This window comes from Streptomyces sp. ST2-7A, from assembly GCF_021390475.1.
Classification (GTDB): domain Bacteria; phylum Actinomycetota; class Actinomycetes; order Streptomycetales; family Streptomycetaceae; genus Streptomyces.
Genome location: NZ_JAJUWS010000001.1, coordinates 63948 through 84076, shown reverse-complemented (window position 1 = coordinate 84076; position 20129 = coordinate 63948). Strand labels below are relative to the sequence as shown.

16 protein-coding genes are annotated in these 20129 nt (G+C 73.4%); 2 read left to right on the top strand and 14 right to left on the bottom strand.

Annotation, left to right across the window (positions count from 1 at the left end):
- Window positions 1-136: 136 nt before the first annotated feature.
- The 5 genes from LZF96_RS00330 to LZF96_RS00310 all read right to left on the bottom strand — a co-directional run bounded on the left by LZF96_RS00330 (window position 137) and on the right by LZF96_RS00310 (window position 5312).
- Window positions 137-1441 carry a PQQ-binding-like beta-propeller repeat protein gene (locus tag LZF96_RS00330; protein ID WP_233864458.1) on the bottom strand — a complete coding sequence of 435 codons (1305 nt, stop codon included), beginning with the start codon at window positions 1439-1441 and terminating at the stop codon, window positions 137-139.
- Between the two features lie 255 nt (window positions 1442-1696).
- Entirely contained in the window at window positions 1697-3157 is a 1461-nt protein-coding gene (locus LZF96_RS00325) for an aspartate aminotransferase family protein (RefSeq protein WP_233864456.1), read from the bottom strand.
- 185 nt (window positions 3158-3342) lie between these two features.
- Window positions 3343-3603, bottom strand: coding sequence for a hypothetical protein (locus tag LZF96_RS00320; RefSeq protein ID WP_233864454.1), 261 nt, complete (start codon window positions 3601-3603; stop codon window positions 3343-3345).
- Between the two features lie 137 nt (window positions 3604-3740).
- The gene (locus LZF96_RS00315) at window positions 3741-4385 is read right to left on the bottom strand and encodes an HNH endonuclease family protein (protein ID WP_233864452.1); all 645 of its coding nucleotides are present in this window, start codon (window positions 4383-4385) and stop codon (window positions 3741-3743) included.
- Between the two features lie 303 nt (window positions 4386-4688).
- Window positions 4689-5312: an RDD family protein gene (locus tag LZF96_RS00310; RefSeq protein ID WP_233864450.1), complete on the bottom strand. Its 624-nt coding sequence runs from the start codon at window positions 5310-5312 to the stop codon at window positions 4689-4691.
- Window positions 5313-5631: 319 nt separating this feature from the next.
- Between LZF96_RS00310 and LZF96_RS00305 the strand changes: the two genes are divergently transcribed.
- Together LZF96_RS00305 and LZF96_RS00300 are read left to right on the top strand one after the other, a co-directional pair.
- Window positions 5632-6507, top strand: a complete 876-nt coding sequence (locus tag LZF96_RS00305) for a bifunctional methylenetetrahydrofolate dehydrogenase/methenyltetrahydrofolate cyclohydrolase (RefSeq protein WP_233864449.1) — start codon at window positions 5632-5634, stop codon at window positions 6505-6507.
- Complete coding sequence (locus LZF96_RS00300; RefSeq protein ID WP_233864448.1) at window positions 6504-6944, top strand: DUF3017 domain-containing protein; 441 nt, start codon at window positions 6504-6506, stop codon at window positions 6942-6944. The genes LZF96_RS00305 and LZF96_RS00300 overlap by 4 nt, the downstream gene beginning before the upstream one ends.
- 70 nt (window positions 6945-7014) lie before the next feature.
- On the opposite strand, the gene LZF96_RS00295 is transcribed toward LZF96_RS00300, so the two are convergent.
- The 9 genes from LZF96_RS00295 to LZF96_RS00255 all read right to left on the bottom strand — a co-directional run bounded on the left by LZF96_RS00295 (window position 7015) and on the right by LZF96_RS00255 (window position 20084).
- The gene (locus tag LZF96_RS00295; protein ID WP_233864446.1) at window positions 7015-8160 is read right to left on the bottom strand and encodes a glycine betaine ABC transporter substrate-binding protein; all 1146 of its coding nucleotides are present in this window, start codon (window positions 8158-8160) and stop codon (window positions 7015-7017) included.
- Window positions 8161-8426: 266 nt separating this feature from the next.
- Window positions 8427-9431: a glycine betaine ABC transporter substrate-binding protein gene (locus tag LZF96_RS00290; protein WP_233864444.1), complete on the bottom strand. Its 1005-nt coding sequence runs from the start codon at window positions 9429-9431 to the stop codon at window positions 8427-8429.
- Window positions 9432-9689: 258 nt separating this feature from the next.
- Entirely contained in the window at window positions 9690-11831 is a 2142-nt protein-coding gene (locus tag LZF96_RS00285; protein ID WP_233864442.1) for a proline/glycine betaine ABC transporter permease, read from the bottom strand.
- 2 nt (window positions 11832-11833) lie between these two features.
- Complete coding sequence (locus LZF96_RS00280) at window positions 11834-12997, bottom strand: glycine betaine/L-proline ABC transporter ATP-binding protein (protein WP_233864441.1); 1164 nt, start codon at window positions 12995-12997, stop codon at window positions 11834-11836.
- Window positions 12994-14637, bottom strand: coding sequence for a GMC family oxidoreductase (locus LZF96_RS00275; protein ID WP_233864440.1), 1644 nt, complete (start codon window positions 14635-14637; stop codon window positions 12994-12996). The genes LZF96_RS00280 and LZF96_RS00275 overlap by 4 nt, the downstream gene beginning before the upstream one ends.
- 163 nt (window positions 14638-14800) lie before the next feature.
- The gene (locus LZF96_RS00270) at window positions 14801-16303 is read right to left on the bottom strand and encodes an aldehyde dehydrogenase family protein (RefSeq protein ID WP_233864438.1); all 1503 of its coding nucleotides are present in this window, start codon (window positions 16301-16303) and stop codon (window positions 14801-14803) included.
- Between the two features lie 476 nt (window positions 16304-16779).
- Window positions 16780-17778 carry a malate dehydrogenase gene (locus tag LZF96_RS00265; RefSeq protein ID WP_233864437.1) on the bottom strand — a complete coding sequence of 333 codons (999 nt, stop codon included), beginning with the start codon at window positions 17776-17778 and terminating at the stop codon, window positions 16780-16782.
- A gap of 306 nt (window positions 17779-18084) precedes the next feature.
- A complete protein-coding gene (locus LZF96_RS00260) occupies window positions 18085-19080 on the bottom strand; it encodes an XRE family transcriptional regulator (RefSeq protein ID WP_233864435.1) in 996 nt (331 codons plus the stop codon).
- Window positions 19077-20084 carry a peptidoglycan-binding protein gene (locus LZF96_RS00255; RefSeq protein WP_233864433.1) on the bottom strand — a complete coding sequence of 336 codons (1008 nt, stop codon included), beginning with the start codon at window positions 20082-20084 and terminating at the stop codon, window positions 19077-19079. Before LZF96_RS00255 ends, LZF96_RS00260 begins: the two co-directional genes overlap by 4 nt.
- Window positions 20085-20129 lie beyond the last annotated feature (45 nt).

Below are 20129 nucleotides of genomic sequence, written 5' to 3'. Positions count from 1 at the left end.
TTCCGTTGGGTGCCCCCCCGCGTGAGGAGACCGTAGCCACTCAGCCCCACCGTGCCCCATCTCCGTGGTGTGCAGCGGGACTCTCGCAGGTGTCCTGGTTCTGTGCGGTTGGGCCGGATACCCGCCGTCGGGGATGTCAGTCCGCGCGGGGGTGCAGGGTGAGGACGGGGCCGTCCCGCACCACGCCGAAGCCGGAGCCGAAGAGGGCCGGGGCGACGCCGCTGTCCTCGTTCACCACCTCGCCGTCGGCGGCGTTCACGGCGACGGGCGGCGCGTCCTCGCCCCGGTCGACGAAGACGATGCCCTCGTCGGTCCCGGTGGGCACGCCGCTCCATCCGTCGTCGTCGCGGGACAGGCTCCACAGCACCGTCCCGTCGGCGTCCACGGCCACGGCCACGGCACCGGAGTCGGCGCCGCACACCACGATGTCGGCGGCCCGGTCGTGCACGCAGTGCGGTGAGCCCGTCGGCAGGCCGTCCTCGTCGGTGACGAGTACGGAGCCGTCGGCGGCGGAGACCAGCGCGGATTTCAGGCCGTCGGGCAGCCCGACCCGCAGCACGGGACCGAAGCCGGCGCCGCCGTTGGTGTCGTCGTCGGCCTTGCGCCACACCACCGAGCCGTCGACCGGGGAGAGACCGGTCAGCGGCCCCATCAGTCCGCCGTCCACGATCTGACGGGCGATGATCACGTCCTCGTGTACGGCGAGGGAGAAGTGCGCGTCGGTGTCGCTCCAGGCGACCGCCGCGTCCGGCACCGAGACGGCGTAGGTGCTGCTCATCATGCGGTCCTTGACGATCTGGAGGATCAGCAGGTCGTCGTGGTACCCGAGCAGCGAGGTGGAGGCCGAGACCCGGGGCGGGGCGGTGCCCCACTTCTCCGGGGCGAAGGAGGTGTTCCAGACCCGCTCGCCGGTGTCGGCGTCGGCGGCGATGATCTCCAGGCCCTCACCGGCGGGCAGTTCCACCGGGAAGCCGGAGAAGACGACCGGGTCGCCGTTCAACTCGCCCGCGAGCGGGGTCTGGACGGAGCGCACGCCCGCCTGTGCCTGGTCCAGGGAGTCCTCGGGGATCGTGTCGGGGATGTGGATGACGGGGTGCTCGGGTTCGGCGCGGCCGGTCTCCGTGCCCTCGGCGTCGAAGCGGGTCAGGCCGGTGTGATCGGCGAGGAAGACGGCGTCGCCGAGGACGGCGGCCGGCATCGGCGGGGTGAACGCCTCCTCGGTGAGGGTCGCGGCGGGCTCCGCGGCGAAGGCCGGGGGAGCCTCCGGCTCCTCCTCCACGACCGTTTCGGCACCGCCGGCGGCGTCGTCACCGGCCGTCTCCCCCGTGTCCTGTCCACCGTCGGAACAGGCGGCGAGCAGGAGGACGCCCAGCAGGGCGGCTCCCGCGACGCGTGTGCCCCGGCTCGGCCCGGGCTTCCTCTTCCGTGTCCCCGTTCGCATGATTCCCGCCCCTCCGTTGTCCACCCCGGCGATCCGCATCGGCTCGTGCGGACGCCGCGCCGAGGTGTCGATTCGGTTGTCGATCGATCACTACTCGTGTTCGGTCGATGAACCTATCAACCGCTTCCCGGCGCGCGGCGCGGTACGGCCAACGGCCCTGTCGGGACCGGTGAAGCGCCCGGCTTCGACGCTTCGTCGAGGGGTGGGCCTCGGCCGTGGTCACCGCCCCGGCCCGTGGTCACCGTTTCGGCCGGGTCACCGCCCGGGCGCCGCCGGCCCGGGGCGCCCGGGGCCGGCGGCGGTGGTGTGGCGGTCGGCGACGTCCAGGGCCCGGTCCAGCAGGGCGATGCCGTACCGGACCTCCTCCTCGGTGATCGTGCACGGTGGTACCACGTGGGTGCGGTTGAAGTGCGCGAACGGCCACAGCCCGCCCGCCTTGCAGGCCGCGGTGAACTCCGCCATCGGCGCCGCGTCGGCCCCGCTCGCGTTGAACGGCACCAACGGCTCGCGGGTCTCCCGGTCGCGCACCAGCTCCACCGCCCAGAAGACGCCCAGGCCGCGTACGTCGCCGACGCTGGGGTGCCGCTCGGCCAGGGCCCGCAGCTCCGGGCCGATCACCTTCTCGCCGAGGGTCCGCACGTGCTCCAGGATGTTCTCCTCGCGGAAGACCCCCATCGACACCACGGCCGAGGCGCAGGCCAGCGGGTGCCCGGAGTAGGTCAGGCCGCCCGGGTAGGGGCGGTCGCGGAAGGTGTCGGCGACGGCGTCGGAGATCACCACGCCGCCCAGTGGCACGTACCCGGAGTTGATGCCCTTGGCGAAGGTGATCAGGTCCGGCACCACACCCCAGTGGTCGACGGCGAACCACTCGCCGCACCGCCCGAAGCCGGCCATCACCTCGTCGGCGATCAGCAGGACGCCGAACTCGTCGCACAGTGCCCGCACGCCCTCGAGGTAGCCGGGCGGCGGCACCAGGATGCCGTTGGTGCCGACGACGGTCTCCAGCACGAGGGCGGCGATCGTGTGCGGGCCCTCCATGACCATGGTCCGCCGCAGGTGTTCCAGGGCGCGGGCGCTCTCCTCCTCCTCGGTCCCGGCGTGGAAGGCGGAGCGGTAGGGGTACGGCCCCCAGTACCGCACCACGCCCGGGGCGACGGGTTCCGAGCCCCAGCGGCGGGGCTCGCCGGTCAGCGCGATGGCTCCGGCGGTGGCGCCGTGGTAGCTGCGGTAGGCGGCCATGACCTTGTGCCGGCCGGTGTGTGCCCGGGCCATCCTCACGGCGTGCTCGTTGGCCTCGGCGCCGCCGTTGGTGAAGAACACCCGGTTGAGGTCGCCGGGCGCCACCTCGGCGATCAGTCGGGCCGCCTCGGCCCGGGCGTCGTTGGCGAAGGCGGGTGAGACGGTGGCGAGCCTCGCGGCCTGTTCGGCGATCCCGGCGACCAGTTTCGGGTGCTGGTGGCCGATGTTGACGTTGACCAGCTGGGAGGAGAAGTCCAGGTAGCGGTCGCCGGAGTAGTCCCAGAACCAGGAGCCCGCGGCGCCGGCGATCGGCAGCGGGGCGATGTGCCCCTGCGCGGACCACGAGTGGAAGACGTGGGCGCGGTCGGCGGCCCGGATGCGGGCGTCGGTCTCCGGATCGGGCGCGGGGACGGGGGGGGCGGTGGCGGGCAGCGGCGGGAGTTCGGCCCGGTCGGGCCGCTGGTTCCGGGTGGTCATGTGGTGATGATGGCGCGCGACCCCGGGCGGTGACAACGGTCGTCCCGGGCATCCCCGGCGTCCCACCGGTCCCCGCCGTCACGGTGACGGCCCCCGGCGCGACGGTGTCGGGAAGGGGGTCGCGGCCCGGACCCGGACCCGGGCCGCCGGCCCGACGGATCGGGGGCGGCGGCCCGGGCCCGGTGTCAGGGCTGGGGCCGGTGCAGGAGGCTGATGATCACGTCGTGCAGGACCTCGTGGTCGCGCGGGTCGTGGAGGGTGAAGGGGCCGCCCTCGGGGGTGTACCACTCCTCGGCCCCCGCGTAGCGGATCCGCAACACCAGGGTGCCGTCCTCCTCGGCGCTGGTCAGGAGTTCCAACTCGCCGGTGACCACGCCGACTTCGAGGGTCATCACGCCGCCGCGCGGCGCCTTGAAGACCGTGCTGCGTTCGCTGATATCGCTCATGGCGGACATCTCACCATGCTTTCCGGGGTTTCTCCGGGACCAATCCCGTTTCCCGCCCGGCGGTTCGCCCGGGCGGGAGACGGAGGCAGGGGGACGAGGGGGGAGGCGGCCGGCCGGAGAACTCGCCGGAGCGGGGGTCAGCAGGTGTTGAGCATCCCCTGGAGGGCGGACTTCTCGGCGGAGTCCACGGTCAGGTCCCAGCGGTGCTTGACCCGGATCCAGATGCGGGCGTAGGTGCAGCGGTAGGCGGCGCGGGGCTGCCAGTTGGCGGGGTCCTGGTCGCCCTTGGAACGGTTGGAGGAGGCGCTGACGGCGATGAGCTGCGGCCAGTACAGGTCGTTGGCGAACTCGCGGCGCTCGGCGGTGGTCCAGTTGCGGGCACCCGAGCGCCAGGCCTCGGCGAGCGGCACGAAGTGGTCGATGTCCACCTGGGAGGCGCTGGTGAGGGTGACGCCGTCGAACTGGCTGTACCAGCTGCCGGAGGTGGGCTGGCAGTTGCTGTTGACGACGACGTTGTCGCCGTCGCGCTTGAGGACGGTCTGGCGGGTGGTGCAGCCGCCGCTGGAGGACCAGTGGGGGAAGAGGTCGCGGGAGTAGCCGCCGGTGCTCTCGGCGGCCACCCGGAGCTGGTTCAGTTCGGTCTGCGCGGTGGCGGCGTTGGGGATGCGCGGGGGTGCGGCGGAGGCGGGCGGCGCGAGCAGCACGGAGAGCAGTGCCGCGACGAGCGCCGCCACGAGTATGCCGAGGGGTCGGCGTCGGAACACGGTGGTCGGCTGGGACATCGGGGTTCCTCCCAAGAGGGTTTGTCCGTGGGGGAGTTGGGGGTTGCCCGATGGATTGTTGAGGTTCTGGGTAACGCGGACATGACAAAATCTACGCGAGTTGATTAAGGCTCTACGCGAGTTGCGTCCACCACCGGACGCATGGCGGTCACACCGACTCCCAGCCGTCCCGGTACGCACCTTCCGAGCCCGTGCGCACCTCCCGTTCCGGGGTCCGGGCCCACGGTCCGGGCCCACGACGAGGGGCCCCTTCCGAAAACGGGAAGGGGCCCCTCGTGCGGTGCTCGCCGGGCCGGCGGGCGCTCAGTCCTTGCGGATCACGATGCTGCCGACGATCTTGTCGGCGAGGGTCTGCTTCTTCGCGTCCCACAGCGGCCACAGGTAACCGACGTAGCAGGGCAGAGCGTTGACGATGTCCAGCAAGATGCGGACGATCGCCATCCCGACGCCCATCGGCTGTCCGGTGGACTCCTTGACCACCTGGATGTTGACCATCTTGCGGCCGGGGGTCTGCCCGGTCGTGCCCACGAGGTAGGCGAGGAAGAACCAGCCGGCGAAGACGAGCAGGAAGCCGAGGTAGTACATCGGCCCCATCGTCACCGTCTCGCCCTCCACCTCCATGCCCATGACCATGAGAATGACCGGCACCACGCTGATGATCAGACCGTCCACGATCCTGGCGACCACCCGCGAGCCCCAGCCGGCGTAGGCGTTCGGCACCCCGCCGTAGGGCATGCCCCCGGGGTGCCCCGCACCCTGCTGGGGGTAGCCGTAACCGGCCTGCTGCGCGCCCTGCTGCGGGTAGCCGTACCCCTGCTGCTGCGGGGGCTGCTGGGGATACCCGTAGCCGGGCTGCTGCGGGGGCTGCTGACCGTAACCCGGCTGCTGGCCGTAGGGGTTCTGACCGGGCTGGGGCGGGTGACTCATGGGGAGGTTCCTCACGGCTTCGGGGACGGTCGTCCGCACGGGAGATCAGGGGAGCGCGTCCCGTACCGGTCGTCCCCCCGTGGTCCCGGCGGTCGTCATTGCACCGTTTCGGTACGCCGGCTGTCCAGTGAAATCCACACCTCGTGGCGGAGTCGCAACGTTTCATGGTCATACGGAGACATTTCCTGCGGATCATCGGGGTCGCGGGCCTCCGGCTCGTGGCGGTCGCGCGCGGCCTTCCGTCCGGCGGGGCACGCACCCGGCGCCTCGCCGACGACCGGATTGGTCCTGTCCCGCCGGCATCCGCGAAGATGGGACCATGACCGCCCAGATTCTCGATGGCAAGGCCACCGCCGCCGCGATCAAGTCCGACCTGACCACCCGCGTCGAGGCCCTGCGCGCCCGCGGGGTCGTGCCCGGCCTGGGCACGCTCCTCGTCGGCGAGGACGTCGGCAGCCAGAAGTACGTAGCCGGCAAGCACCGCGACTGCGCGGCCGTCGGCATCACCTCCATCCGGCGCGACCTGCCGGGTACCGCCGGACAGGAGGAGATCGAGGCCGCCGTCCGGGAGCTGAACGAGGACCCGGCCTGCACCGGCTACATCGTCCAACTGCCCCTGCCGCGCGGCGTGGACACCAACCGGGTGCTGGAGCTGATGGACCCGGAGAAGGACGCCGACGGCCTGCACCCGATGAGCCTGGGCCGGCTCGTCCTCAACGAGCCCGCCCCGCTGCCCTGCACCCCCAACGGCATCGTGTACCTGCTGCGCCGCTACGGCGTGGAGATCGCCGGCGCGCAGGTGGTCGTCGTCGGGCGCGGCACCACCGTCGGCCGCACCCTCCCGCTGCTGCTGACCCGCCGCAGCGAGAACGCCACCGTGACCCAGTGCCACACCGGCACCCGCGAACTGGCCGAGCACCTGCGCCGCGCCGACATCGTGGTGGCCGCCGCCGGCGTGCCGCACCTGATCAAGCCGGAGGACATCAAGCCGGGTGCCGCCGTGCTCGACGTGGGCGTCAGCCGGGACGAGACCGGTCGGATCCTGGGCGACGTGCACCCGGGCGTGGCCGAGGTCGCCGGCTGGATCTCCCCCAACCCCGGCGGGGTGGGGCCGATGACCCGCGCCATGCTGCTGCACAACGTCGTGGAGATGGCCGAGCAGGCCGCCGACCGTGCCGAGGGCGGCCGGTCGTGACCGGGACCGCCGGTGCCGCGGCGGGGGCCGAGCGCCCCGCCGGGGCGCGGCGGGCGCGGCGCCGCTACCCCACCTTCACCCGGGACACCGCCCGCCCCGAGGGCGGGCGGCGGACCGCGCCGGGTGACGCCCCGGCGCCGGCCCGGCAGTGGCCGCTGCTGTGCGTGCTGTCCCTGGCCTTCGCCGGCCTGGCCTCCACGCCGGTGAACTTCCGGATCGGCCTGCTGGTGCTGGGCGGCGCGATGCTGGTGGGCGCGACGCTGCGGGCGACGGTGCGCGAGGTGGGGATGCTGGCCGTCCGCTCCCGCTTCACCGACGTCATCACCTACGGCGTGATGGGGTCGCTCATCGTGCTGCTGACCCTCATGGCGCAGCCGCGCCCGTGGCTGGAGATCCCCTTCCTCAGCGAGATCCTGCGCTTCTCCGCCGGCACCTGAGCCGGCCGGCCCGGCCCGCCTCAGCGGGGGCCGGCCCGGCCCGCCTCAGCGGGGGCCGGCCCGGCCCGCCTCAGCGGGGCGGGGTGCCCGCGGCGCGACCGGCGGTGCCGGAGCCGCCGGCGGTGCTCCCGGTGTCGTCGGCGCCCTCGGACCCCTCGCCGTCGTCGCGCAGCCAGGCGGTCACCCGGCCCGGGTGGGCCTCCACCCAGCGGGCGGCGGCGCCCTCGGGGGTCATCCCCTCGGCCGCGATCAGCCGGGCCACCTCGTTCTGCTCGCGGGCGGTCCAGGAGAAGCGGGTCAGGAAGGCCGCGGCGGCTTCGCCGTTCTCGGCGAACTCGGCGTTGAGATACTTGCGCAGGGTGATCTCCGGGTAGCCGCACGGCTCCCCGGGGGAGTCGGCCCCGTCGGTGGCCCGCGCCGGGTCGGTCTCCTCGCATCCCTCGGTGTACGGGGGCAGTTCGATCTCCACCAGCCGCAGCTCGGCGTTCAGCCAGTGCGGCTCCCACCAGGTGGCCAGCAGGCCCTCGCGCTTGTCGGCCGCCCTGCGCAGCGCCGCGACCAGCTGCTCCTCGCCGCCGAGGGGGACGGGGGTCAGGTCCAGGTCGAGGTCCTCGATGAGGCGCTCGTCCAGCCCCGTGGCGTCGTCCGGGTGCCCGTACACCAGCGCCCCACCGGCATCGGCGGCATCGGTGGAGTCGTCATCTGCGTCGGTGTCATCGGCGCTGTCACCGGAGGTGCCGGTGACGGCACCCGGCGGGACGGTCAGTTCGTCGGTGAGGTCGGCCAGCCACTCCGGGGTGGGGGTGCCGGGGTACGAACGGGCCCAGGAGGCGGGGACGTACCAGCCCACGCCCCCCACCGGGCCCAGCTCCCCGGCGTCCACCACCGACCCGCGCGGCCCGGTGTACAGGTCGAGGCGTTCGGGCAGGGCGCCCCAGTCCTCCAGGACGGCGTGCACCTCGCCGGTGTCCATCAGGTCCCAGGCCCGGCCCTGGTCCAGGTCGCGCAGCACCACCGGCACACCCAACTCCTCGCGCAGCACGTGGGCGGCGACGGCCGCGTTGGCCTGACCACCGGGCCAGCGCGGCAGGGCTATGACCACCTCCTCGAACCCGCCGGCCGCGGCGGGTTCGGAGTGGCAGGCGCCCAGCGGCAGCAGCACCGTCACGCAGACGGCGGTGATCGGCAACCGGCGGGCCCTCGGGCGTGCGCGCATGTCGAAGCGGTGTCCCCACGGTGTCTCGAGCGGCGGCTGCCGGCGGGGCCCGACGCCGTCACGGCCGTTCCCGCACACCCGTTCCGCGTTCCGGTGTGCCCCCCGGAACACAGTAATCACCCGAAAGGGCCCCGGAAAGCGCGGGCGCGCGCTCCGGGGCCCTTATTTCGGGCCGGGGCGCCGCTCGGGGAGCGGCGGCCCGGCCCGGTGGCGATCATCCGCCGGGTGGGAAACCGTTCCCCGGGCGTGCGGGCCCGGTGCCGGGGTCAGGACTGCTCGGGCAGCCAGGCCTCGACCTTGTCGCGGTTCTCCTCGGCCCACTGGGCGGCGGCGTCGGCCTGGTCCATGCCCTCGCCCTGGATCAGCTGGGCGACGTACTCCTGGTCCTCGGTGCTCCACCGGAAGTTCTTCAGGAATTCGGCGGCGATACCGCCGTTCTCCGCGAAGTCGGCGTTGAGGAACTTCGGCAGGTCCACCTCGGGGTAGGCGCAGGCGATCGAGGAGAGGTCCTCGTAGCACTCCTCGCTGTACGGGGGCAGCTCGACCTCGACCAGCTCCACGTCGGCGTTCAGCCAGTGCGGCTCCCACCAGTAGGTGAGCAGCGCGGTGCCGTCGCGGTCGGCGCGCTGGATCGCGGAGATCAGGGCCTCCTCGCTGCCGCCCTCGACGACCTCGAAGTCCAGGTCCAGCTCGCGGACGATCTCCTTGTCGTAGCTGGTGAAACCGGGGTCGCCGTTGAGGAGCTGGCCCTTGTCGCCGGACTCGGCGGTGCGGAAGTCCTCGGCGAAGTCGTTGAGGTTCTCCCAGTTCAGCACCTCGGGGTTGGCGTCGGCGTACGCCTTGGGGACGAACCAGCCGATGTGGCCGACCACGCCCAGCTCCCCGGCGTGCACCACGGAGCCCTTCTCCTCGATGTAGAGCTGCTCCTTCTCGGGGGCGCCGCCCCAGTCCTCCAGGATGGCGTGGATGGAGCCGTCGTCCAGGCCGTCCCAGGCGAGGGTCTCGTCGAGCTGCTGGATGCGGACGTCGATACCCAGGTCCTCCTCCAGGACGTGGGCGGCGACGGCGGCGTTGGCGGCGGCGCCGACCCAGTTCGGCTGGGCGATGACGACCTCGCCGGTCCACTCGCCGTCGTCGCCGGTGGAGCCGGAGTTGCCGGTCTCGGCGGCGCCGCAGGCGGTGAGGGCGAGCAGGCCGAGCAGGCCGGTGCCGGCGATCAGCGGACGGCCGGCGCGGCGGAGGGTCCTGCGGGTGGGGATGGTGGTGCGCATCGGGTGGTCACTCTCCTGGTGTGTATCGATGTGTGGTGATGTGTATCGGGTGGTGTGATCGGGCGATGGGTGACGGGTCCGGGACGCGCGTCGGATGGCGCGCCCCGGCCGGGTCCCGGTCTGGACCCGGGTGGGGACTGTCGGCGACGGATGTGACCCGGGGGCCGGGAGTCCGTCGGAGGGCGACCCGCGAGGGGTCCGGGAAATCGGGGCCCGGGGTCCGGTCGCCCGGCAGGACGGCCGGACCCCGTCGGCGGGTCAGTGTCCGCCGGGACGCGCCGGGGTGGCCGGGCGCTCGGCCGGCTGCGTGATCCGGTCCAGCAGCAGACCGAGGCAGACGATCGCCGCGCCGGCCGGCAGGCCGACACCCAGGTCACCGCGTTGCAGCCCGTAGACGGTGTCGAAGCCCAGGGCACCGCCGCCGACCAGGCCGCCGACGACGACCACCGCCAGCACCAGCACCACGCCCTGGTTGACCGCGAGCAGCAGTTGCGGGCGGGCGAGCGGGAGCTGCACCTGCCACAGTTGCTGCCAGGTGCTCGCACCCATCGACCGGGAGGCCTCGAGCACGGTGGGGTCCACCTGCCGCAGTCCCTGGGTGGTGATCCGGATGACGGCGGGCAGGGCGTAGATCACGGCCGCGCCGATCGCCGCGATCCGGCCGACGCCGAACAGGGCGATCACCGGGATCAGGTAGATGAACTGCGGCATCGTCTGCATGACGTCCAGCCAGGGCCGCAGGAGTCGTTCGACGAGCCGGCCGCGGGCGGCCAGCACCCCCATCACGACGCCCAGCAGCAATGTCACCAGCAGGGCGGCGATCACCTGGGAGAGGGTGTTCAGCGACTTCGTCCACAGTCCGAGCAGGCCGATGACGGCCAACGCGCCGACGGCGGTCAGCGCGCTGCGCCACCGCCCGGCCAGCCAGCCGAGGACGCCGACCACCAGCAGCACCGCCCACCAGGGCGTCGAGTACAGGGCGTCGCGCAGCGGGTTGAGCACCCACAGCGTGAAGTTCTCCGCCCAGGTCAGGGTGCCGCCCAGGACGGGGACGCCGGAGCCGAAGGTGTCCACGATCCAGTCCACGGTGTCGTTCACCGGGCGGGAGACGGAGAAGGTCCACTCGCGGGGCCAGTCGCCCCACCCGAGGACGAGTCGGCCGACGATCCAGCCGAGCAGCACGCCGCCGAGGGCGAGCAGCGTGGCGCCCGGGCCGCGCAGCACGCGGTCGAGGGGGCCGGCCGGGGCGTCGCCGACCGCCGCCTCCGGGTGTTCGAGGCGGTCGCCGGCGGCGGCCGTGGTGCGGTCCAGCCACACCGCGATGAGCACGATGCAGACACCGGCGGTCAGCGCGTTGCCGACGTTCTGCGTGGTCAGGCCGTTGAAGACACGGTCGCCCAGGCCGCCGGCGCCGATGATCGAGGCGATGACGACCATGGACAGCGCCATCATGATCGTCTGGTTCAGACCCAGCAGCATCCGGCCGCGCGCCAGCGGCAGGCGGGCCGTCACCAGCCGTTGCCACCCGCTCGCGCCCAGCGACCGGGAGGCCTCCAGGGCCGCCGGGTCGGCGTGCCGCAGGCCCAGCGAGGTGAGCCGGGCCATCGGCGGGGTGGCGTAGATGACGGTCGCGAACAGCGCCGGCGCGGTGCCGATGCCGAACAACAGCACGAATGGCAGCAGGTAGGCGAAGGCCGGCATCACCTGCATGGTGTCGAAGACCGGGCGCAGGATCCGTTCGGCGCGGTCGGAGAGACCGGCGGCGAGGCCCAACAGCAGGCCGAGCGCGGCGGACAGCGACACGGCGACGATCATCAGCGCCAGGGTGAGCATCGCCGGGTTCCACATGCCCAGCAGGCCGATCACGCCGAAGGTGAGCAGCGCCGTGCCGGCGGTGGACAGCGCGCGGCGGGAGGCCCCGCCGCCGGCGGCGGCCCAGGCGCCGAGGACGGCGCCGGCGGTGACGCCGATCCAGCCGAGGGCGTCCAGGAAGCCGGCGACCGCGTCGACGGCGGCGTTGACGTTGTTGCTCAGGTGCAGCAGGAAGTACAGGAAGACCGGGTGCGAGTCGCGGTTGAGGATGAGCCAGCGGTTCAGCTCGTCCAGCGGGGTCTTCGCGTCGATCGCCCAGCTCTCCGGCCACGCGGCGTCGGTGGTGACCAGGGCGCCGAGGATCGCGACGGTCAGCGCCAGGGCGATCAGGCCGCGCGGGCCGCGCAGCGCGGACATCCGGGCGAGGGGGCCGCGGGGTCCGGGCTTGCCGGGGCCGCCGTCGGCGCCGGTACCGGTCGAGCCGGTACCGGTGGATCCGGTCGCGGGGTCGCCGTCGGCGCCGCCCTCGCGGGCTGGGTCGCCGTCGCCGGCACGGGGGGAGTGGGACGGGGTGGTGGTGGCGATCATGATCAGGTCGCCTCCCCGTTCCGCGCGCCCTCCGCCTCTCCCGTGGCGGGCGCGGACCCCCGTCCGGGTCGCCGGGGCGCGTCGGCCTCCGGTCCCGCGACGACGGACAGCAGCCGCTCCGCGTCCACGACGCCCAGGCAGCGGCCGTCCTCGACCACCCGGGCCGGGGCGCCGCCGCGCACGACGGCGGCGACGGCCTCGGAGACCCGGGCCGTCGGGGCCAGCTCCTCGCCGGTCTCCTCCTCGCCGGGGCGCGCCGGGCGCAGCGCGTGCCGCACCGAGACCACGGAGGCCCGGGGCACGTCGCGCACGAAGTCCCGCACGTAGTCGTCGGCCGGCGCGGAGACGATCTCCTCCGGGGTGCCGAGCTGCACGATGCCGCCGTCGCGCATCAGGGCGATGCGGTCGCCGATGCGCAGCGCCTCGTTGAGATCGTGGGTGATGAAGACCATCGTGCGGCCCTCCTCGCGGCGCAGTCGCAGCACCTCCTCCTGCATGTCGCGGCGGATCAGCGGGTCCAGGGCACTGAACGGCTCGTCGAACAGCATCACCTCGGGGTCCACGGCCAGCGCGCGGGCGATGCCCACCCGCTGCTGCTGGCCGCCGGAGAGCTGGCCGGGACGGCGGTGCTCCAGGCCGGCCAGGCCGACCTTGGCGGCCATCGCCGCCGCCCGCTCGTGGCGCTCGTCCCTCGACATGCCCTGGATGCGCAGGCCGTAGGAGATGTTGTCGAGCACGTTGCGGTGCGGGAGCAGACCGAAGTGCTGGAAGACCATGGCCGCGCGGTGCCGGCGCAGTTCGCGCAGCCGGTGGCGGTCCATGGCCCGCACGTCCTCGCCGTCCATCTCCAGCTCGCCGGCGGTGGGTTCGATGAGCCGGGTGAGGCAGCGCACCAGGGTGGACTTGCCGGAGCCGGACAGGCCCATCACCACGAAGCACTCGCCGGGGTGGACCTCGAAGGAGACGTCGCGCACGGCGGCGGTGCAGCCGGTGCGGGCGGTGAGCTCGGCGGGGGACAGGGCGGAGAGTTCGGGGTCGCCGGGCACGCGCTCGGCACCGGGCCCGAAGACCTTCCACAGGCCGCGCACGGAGAAGACGGGGGTGTCGGTCGCGGTGTCGGTGGGTGGCCGGGTGTGGGGTCGGTGGTCTGTGGTGGTCTCGCTCATGCGGGGGCTCCTCCACGGTGGGTCTCGCGTATCAGGTCACTGGCCCGCTCACCGGTCATCAGCACGCCGAGCATGGGGTTGACCGCCGGCAGGGTGGGGAACACCGAGGCGTCCGCGATCCGGATGCCGGAGAGTCCTCGCACCCGCAACTCCGGGTCCACAACCGCGAGTTCGTCGTCCATGGCACCCATGCGGCAGGTGCCGGCGGGGTGGTAGACGGTGTGCGCGACCGCGCGCATCAGCGCGCTCAGCTCCTCGTCCCCGACGACCTCCGGGCCGGGGAAGACCTCCCGGGTCAGCCAGCCGGCCAGCGGTTCGCTCGCCGCGATCCGGCGGGCCAGGCGCACGCCGTCCACCAGCGTACGGGCGTCCTCGTCGTCCTCGTCGGTGAAGTACCGGAAGTCCAGCGCCGGCTTGACCCCGGAGTCGGCGCTGGTCAGGTACAGCCGGCCGCGACTGCGCGGCTTGGGGATGTTCGGCGTCATCGACACGCCGTGCGCGGGGCGTTCCCAGCCCAGTCGCTCGGGGTGGTCGGTGAAGGGGATCTGGTAGAAGTGGAACATCAGGTCCGGGCCCGGCGAGGCGGGGTTCCGCCGCACGAACAGGCCCGCGTCGGAGTCCATCGCGGAGTTCTCCGGGATCGGCCCGTCGGTCTCCCAGACGATCACCGACTCGGGGTGGTCGGTGAGGTTCTCGCCCACGCCCGGCAGGTCGTGCCGCACCTCGATGCCCAGCTCCGTCAGGTCCTTCGCGGGGCCGACGCCGGAGAGCAGCAGCAGGCGCGGGGTGTCCACGGCGCCCGCGCACAGCACCACCTCGCGGCGGGCGGTCAGCAGCCGGTCGGTGCCGTCGGCGGCGCGCACCCGCGCCCCGGTCACCCGCTCGCCCTCGAACTCCAGCCGGTGGGCCCATGTCTCCAGCAGCAGGGTGAGCCCGGGGCGGTCGCCGGCGATCAGGTGCGGGTGCAGGTAGGCCACCGAGGCGGAGGAGCGCTTGTTGTCCTCCGGGTGGTAGGCCAAATCGAAGAAGCCGACGCCCTCGGTGAAGGGAGCGGCGTTGAAGCCCTCGATCTCCGGCACGTCCAGGGACTCGCGGGCGGCGGTGACGAAGTCCCGGGCGATGGCGTTCCGGTCCTTCTCGGCGACGGGGACGATGTTGTTGAGCAGCCGGTCGTAGTAGGGGTCCATGACGGCGGCGTTCCAACCGTCGGCGCCCAACTCCTGCCACTCGTCCCAGTCCGAGGGCAGCGGTTTGAAGGAGATCAGGGTGTTGTGGGAGGAGCAGCCGCCCAGCACCCGGGCGCGGCTGTGCCGGATGTGGGAGTTGCCGCGCGGCTGTCGGGTGGTGGGGTAGTCGTAGTCGAGCTCGCCGCCGAGCAGGCCCATCCACCGGCGCAGGGTCAGCACGTCGGGACGGTCCAGGTCGCTGGGGCCGCCCTCGACCAGGGCCACGGTGACGTCCGCGTCCTCGGTGAGGCGGTTGGCGATGACCGAGCCGGCGGTGCCGCCGCCGACGATCACGTAGTCGTACTCGGTGGGGGCCTCGGCCAGGGGGGTGTCCACGCGGCGGGGCGGGTCACCGGCGGCCGGGGTCCGGTCCGGGTCCGGGTGGGTCGGATCCTGCGGTGGGGTGGTGCTCATCGGGTTTCGCGAAGCCCTTTCCGGAAAGTCGGGGTATGCGGGTGAAGTAGGCGAATCGAGCGGTGAATTGTGCGGGGGCGCACGGTGGTGGGTGGGGGAGCGTGCGGCGGGCGGGGGCCCGGGCGGGGCGCGCGTCCTCGTGGCGCCCCGCCGCCCCCGCGGCTCAACCGGCGAACCAGCGCACCGGTGCCGGGCGCAGGTTCTCGTAGACGTGCTTGGTCTCGCGGTACTCGGCCAGGCCGGAGGGGCCCAGCTCGCGACCGATGCCGGACCTCCCGAAACCGCCCCACTCGGCCTGCGGCAGATAGGGGTGGTAGTCGTTGATCCACACCGTGCCGTGCCGCAGCCGACCGGCCACCCGGCGGGCGCGGGCGGTGTCGGCGGAGAAGACGGCGCCGGCCAGGCCGTACTCGGTGTCGTTGGCCAGCTCGACGGCCTCCCGCTCGGTGCGGAAGGTCTCCACGGTGAGGATCGGGGCGAACAGTTCCTCCCGGATGACCCGCATCTCCCGCCGGCACCGGTCCAGGACGGTGGGACGGTGGAACCAGCCGTTCTCCGGGATCAGCGCGTCCGGCTTCGCGCGTTCACCGCCGCAGCGCAGCACCGCGCCCTCGGCCAGCGCGGAGGCCACGTACTCCTCGGTCCGCTCGAGCTGTCGGGCGGAGACCAGCGCGCCGCACTCGACACCGGGTTCGGTGCCCCGGCCCAGCCGGATGCGGTCCGCGCGGGCGGCGAGTTCGGTGACGAAGCGCTCGCGCACCGACTCCTCGATGATCAGCCGGCTGCCGGCCGAGCAGACCTGGCCGCTGTGGATGAAGGCCGCGTTGAGCGCCTGGTCCACGGCGGTGTCGAAGCCCTCGTCGGTCGCACAGGCGTCGGCGAAGACGACGTTGGGGTTCTTGCCGCCCAGCTCCAGGGCGACCTTCTTGACGGTGGGCGCGGCGGCGGCGGCCACCGCGGTGCCGGAGACCACGCCGCCGGTGAAGGAGACCAGGTCCACGTCCGGGTGCTCGGCCAGCCGGGCGCCGACGGCCGCGCCGGCGCCGGTGACCAGGTTGGCCACACCGGGGGGCAGGCCCGCCTCGGTCAGCAACCGGATGAGGTGGATCGTGGACAGCGGGGTCAGCTCGCTGGGCTTGAGGACGAAGGTGTTCCCGGCGGCGAGGGCCGGGGCGACCTTCCAGCTCGCCTGGAGCAGCGGGTAGTTCCACGGGGTGATGAGGGCGCAGACGCCGACCGGTTCGTACACCACGACGCTGTGAACGTCGGGGGAACCGGCGTCCACGACCCGGCCGCCGCCCTCGTTGACGACGAGGTCGGCGAACCAGCGGAAGGCGGCGGTGACGTCGTCCACGTCGATCCGGGCCTCGGCGAGGGTCTTGCCGGTGTCGAGGGACTCGGTGCGGGCGATCTCCTCGCGGTCGCGCCGCAGCAGCTCGGCGGTGCGGCGCAGGACGGCGGCGCGGTCGGCGACGGGGGTGCCGGGCCAGTCGCCGGAGTCGAAGGCATCGCGGGCGGCGGCGACGGCCGCGTCGGCGTCGGCGCTCCCGCCCTCGGCGACGACGGCGAGGGGGGAGGCGTCCGCCGGGTCGAGGATCTCCCGGGTGCCGCCGTCGGCGGCGGTTCGCCACTGCCCGGATAGGTGGATGCTCTCGATGGCCGACACGTGCTGCCCTCTCCTCGCGCGTATGTGTGACGCGCGTCACCGCTTGCGGTCCCGCCGGGGTGTGGCGGGCGGTCGTGCGCACCCGTCGACGGCCGATGGCCTCGACCGAGCGGGATACGAGGTCCGCTCATGCCCGTTCCGGGGGCGGGCATGTCCACCGATGCGCAAAAGTGATGGCTGTCACCGCTGAATGTGACCATCGACGATCTGTCAATGGGGCGAAAAGCCAATAATTCACCCCGAAGCGATCTTCGCGGGCGTCATGTTCATGCGGCCGGTGGGTGGTCTACGCGTATCGACCACATCTCCGCCATGTCTCGACCGCGTCACCTTCGCATCACGGGTGATCTCCCGTCATGTCCACCTTCGGTGCCACGCGCGTCGGCCCCCGGCGGACAACGCCACCGGGGGCCGACGAAGCATCCGGACCGAACCGGACCCGCGAACACGACGGGACGGAGTCGGGGCGGGGAGGGTCAGATCAGACCCAGACCGCGCACCGCCTCGCGCTCCTCGGCCAGCTCGCCCACCGAGGCGTCGATCCGGGTCCGGGAGAACTCGTTGATCTCCAGCCCCCGCACGATCTCGTAACGGCCGTCCCGGCAGGTCACCGGGAAGGAGGAGATCAGGCCCTCCGGCACGCCGTAGGAGCCGTCGGACGGGATCGCCATGGAGGTCCAGTCGCCCTCGGCGGTGCCGTTCACCCAGGTGTGGACGTGGTCGACGGCCGCGTTGGCGGCGGAGGCCGCGGAGGAGGCACCGCGCGCCTCGATGATCGCCGCGCCGCGCTTGGCGACGGTCGGGATGAACTCGTCGGCCAGCCAGGCCTCGTCGTTCACCGTCTCGGCGGCGTTCTTGCCCGCCACCTCCGCGTGGAAGATGTCCGGGTACTGGGTGGCGGAGTGGTTGCCCCAGATGGTCAGGCGACGGATCTCCGACACCGGCGCGCCGGTCTTCCTCGACAGCTGGGTCAGGGCGCGGTTGTGGTCCAGGCGGGTCATCGCGGTGAAGCGCTCGGCCGGGACGTCCGGCGCGGCGGCCTGCGCGATCAGCGCGTTGGTGTTCGCCGGGTTGCCGACCACCAGGACCCGCACGTCGTCCGCGGCGTGGTCGTTGATGGCGCGACCCTGCGGCTTGAAGATGCCGCCGTTGGCCTCGAGCAGGTCACCGCGCTCCATGCCCTTGGCACGGGGGCGGGCGCCGACCAGCAGCGCCACGTTCGCGCCGTCGAAGGCGACGTTCGGGTCGTCGCTGATCTCGATGCCCGACAGCAGCGGGAACGCGCAGTCGTCCAGCTCCATGGCGGTGCCCTCGGCCGCCTTCAGCGCCGGGGTGATCTCGAGCAGGTTCAGCTTCACCGGTACGTCCGGGCCCAGCAGCTGGCCGGAGGCGATGCGGAAGAGGAGGGCGTAGCCGATCTGGCCGGCGGCGCCGGTGACGGTGACGGTGACGGGGGTGCGGGACGCGGTGGACATGGGTGGGTCTCCCGTTGGTCGGACGACGGCGGCCGGTCCCCGGAGCAGAGGAACACGCCGAGTTCTCTCTACGTCAAGAGACCTCCAGCAGCCTAGCGGACGGCCCCCGGCCGCCCTCCCGGGGCGCGCGGCGGGGGCCGCCCCGACCCCGGGAGGGCGGTTGGGGGCCGGGGTTCCGACTCCGGTCCGGATCCACCGAACCGCTGGGACGCCCCGGGTCCCGACCCCGCCGAGCGCGGTCCCGGCGACGGCCGACGGCCTTGGTTCCGGCCGCCGACCGCCTCGACGGTCCCGACCCGCCCCCGATCAGGGGGTGAAGCAGCGGGACTCGGGGGAGTCGGGGGTGCGCAGACACGCCTCCACGCCTTCGGGGTTCCCACCCACCATCGGCGTGTAGATATAGCCCTCGGCGTCCCAGCGGTCCCGGATGGTGACCTCCTGCACCCCCTCCCCGGGGGAGCGGATCTCCACGTGATCGCCGACCGACCCCAGCCAGATCCGCGCCCAGCCCGCCTCGCATGCCCGACTCCACCGGATCTCCATCCGGGCCCCGGTGGGGAAGTGGTGGGTGGCCACGGTCGCCGGGCCGTGGGCGGGGAGGGTGCAGCCCTGCGACTCGGGGTCCTTGCCCGTGCATCCCGGTCCGACGCAGCCGGGCGGCATCGGTTCGGCCTCCGCGTCGGCACCGCCGCCGGGCGGGAGCAGGGCCAGCGTCACCACGAGCGCCGTGTAGACGATCAGCCCCGGGGCGACCAGTGCCCGGCGGCGCCGGCGCCGCCGGGCACTGGCCGTGTCGTCGGCGTCCGGCCCGCCGGGCCCCGACCCGGGGGGATCCCCGTTCCCGTCGGGAGCGTCGCCGTCGCCGTCCGCCGGTGGCGTCGAATCGGCGGAGCCCGCCGGGCCCGACACCGGTGACCCCGGAGCCGGTGGGATCGCGCTTTCCCGGCTCCCCTCCGCGCTCCCACCGCCGGTCGGCTCCCCCCGATCACCCGGCGAGCCCGCGGCGTTCCCCGTCGGCCCCGCCCGGGGGAACGGCCGGGGCGGGGTGTCCCGGCCGCTGCGCGCCGCCTCCGCCAACTCCCACAGGGCCACCGCCCGACCCGGTGACTCCCCCGCCAGTACGCACAGCTCCACCACCACGTCGCGCGGCGGCAGCTTCGTCCCCGCCAGATAGCGGTGCCAGGAGGACTTGCTGGCGGTGGTTCGTTCCGCCAGGGCGGCCAGGCTCGTACCGGTGCGCTCCCGCAGGGCCCGGAGCTCGGCGGCCAGCGCGGTGCACTCGGGGGGCAGTCTCTCGCTCACCGCCGCAACTCCTCCCAGGTATGGGGGCCGACGATGCCGTCGACCACCAGGTGCTCCCGGTCCTCCTGGAAGCGTTTGACGGCTCGTTCGGTGAGCGCGTCGTAGGCGCCGTCCACCGGGCCGGGCGGGAATCCGTGATGGTCCAGCAGACACTGGACCTCCAACACGTCCCGGTTGATGACCAGTTGGTACAGCAGCGCCTCGGAGCTCTCCCCGTGCCCGGCGTAGAGCAGGCCGTCCCGGCGGTGGACGGTGCAACCGTAGGCGCGTCCCGGTTCGAAGACGAACTCCTCGTCGCCGCCGTCCCACGGGAGGAACGGCCAACCGGTCAGGGCGCGCAGACCCAGCAGCGTCGGCAGGAGCGCCATGACGACCGCCAGGGCGATCCACCCCGGTCGTCGGTGGAGCGCGCCCCGCCGGGGGCCCGGCGTCGCGAGGGGGGTGACCGCCGTTGCGGTCGAGGTGCTCCCGGCCGCCGGGGCCGTGCCGTCCTCGGTGGGAGCGCCGCCGGAACCGGGATCGGGGGAGTCGGCCGGGGACATCGGGGCGGGGGTCGGGAGGGGGTGGTGACCCGTCCGGTCGTCACGGTCGCCGGTGGTACCGGCCCCGGCGGGGGCGCTCCGGTCCGGGGAGGTCGCCCCGGACCGGTTCCCCCGATCCCCGCCGCTCGACGCGGGCCCCGCCTCCGGGGGAGGGAAGGGCGTGCCGGGGTGTTCCACGGCCAACGCGTGCAGGGCCAGGAGCCGTTCGGGGTCCACGCCGGCCACCGCCGACAGTTCCCGGACCGCCTCCGGAGGAGGGAACTTCTTGCCGTTGAGGTACCGCTCCCAGGACGAGGAACTGTAGGAGGTCCGGCGGGACAGACCGGCCAGGCTCAGCCCGCTGTGATCCTTGAGGCCGCGCAGGCGCACCACCAGGCGCCGCTCCCGCTCCCCCAACGTGACAGGCAGTTCTTTCCACGACGCCATGAGGTGTTCGCGCTCCGCTTCCGACTCGCCTCGCACCCGTTCGTGTCCCCTCGTGCCGGAGAGGCGACGACGGTCGCGCCC

Excerpts from the sequence above, each read along its gene's own strand:
- LZF96_RS00265 (WP_233864437.1), bottom strand. The coding sequence starts at position 17,778 with ATGTCCACCGCGTCCCGCACCCCCGTCACCGTCACCGTCACCGGCGCC.
- LZF96_RS00285 (WP_233864442.1), bottom strand. The coding sequence starts at position 11,831 with ATGATCGCCACCACCACCCCGTCCCACTCCCCCCGTGCCGGCGACGGC.
- LZF96_RS00330 (WP_233864458.1), bottom strand. The coding sequence starts at position 1,441 with ATGCGAACGGGGACACGGAAGAGGAAGCCCGGGCCGAGCCGGGGCACA.
- LZF96_RS00310 (WP_233864450.1), bottom strand. The coding sequence starts at position 5,312 with ATGAGTCACCCGCCCCAGCCCGGTCAGAACCCCTACGGCCAGCAGCCG.
- LZF96_RS00320 (WP_233864454.1), bottom strand. The coding sequence starts at position 3,603 with ATGAGCGATATCAGCGAACGCAGCACGGTCTTCAAGGCGCCGCGCGGC.
- LZF96_RS00325 (WP_233864456.1), bottom strand. The coding sequence starts at position 3,157 with ATGACCACCCGGAACCAGCGGCCCGACCGGGCCGAACTCCCGCCGCTG.
- LZF96_RS00295 (WP_233864446.1), bottom strand. The coding sequence starts at position 8,160 with ATGCGCGCACGCCCGAGGGCCCGCCGGTTGCCGATCACCGCCGTCTGC.
- LZF96_RS00305 (WP_233864449.1), top strand. The coding sequence starts at position 5,632 with ATGACCGCCCAGATTCTCGATGGCAAGGCCACCGCCGCCGCGATCAAG.
- LZF96_RS00280 (WP_233864441.1), bottom strand. The coding sequence starts at position 12,997 with ATGAGCGAGACCACCACAGACCACCGACCCCACACCCGGCCACCCACC.
- LZF96_RS00315 (WP_233864452.1), bottom strand. The coding sequence starts at position 4,385 with ATGTCCCAGCCGACCACCGTGTTCCGACGCCGACCCCTCGGCATACTC.
- LZF96_RS00275 (WP_233864440.1), bottom strand. The coding sequence starts at position 14,637 with ATGAGCACCACCCCACCGCAGGATCCGACCCACCCGGACCCGGACCGG.
- LZF96_RS00290 (WP_233864444.1), bottom strand. The coding sequence starts at position 9,431 with ATGCGCACCACCATCCCCACCCGCAGGACCCTCCGCCGCGCCGGCCGT.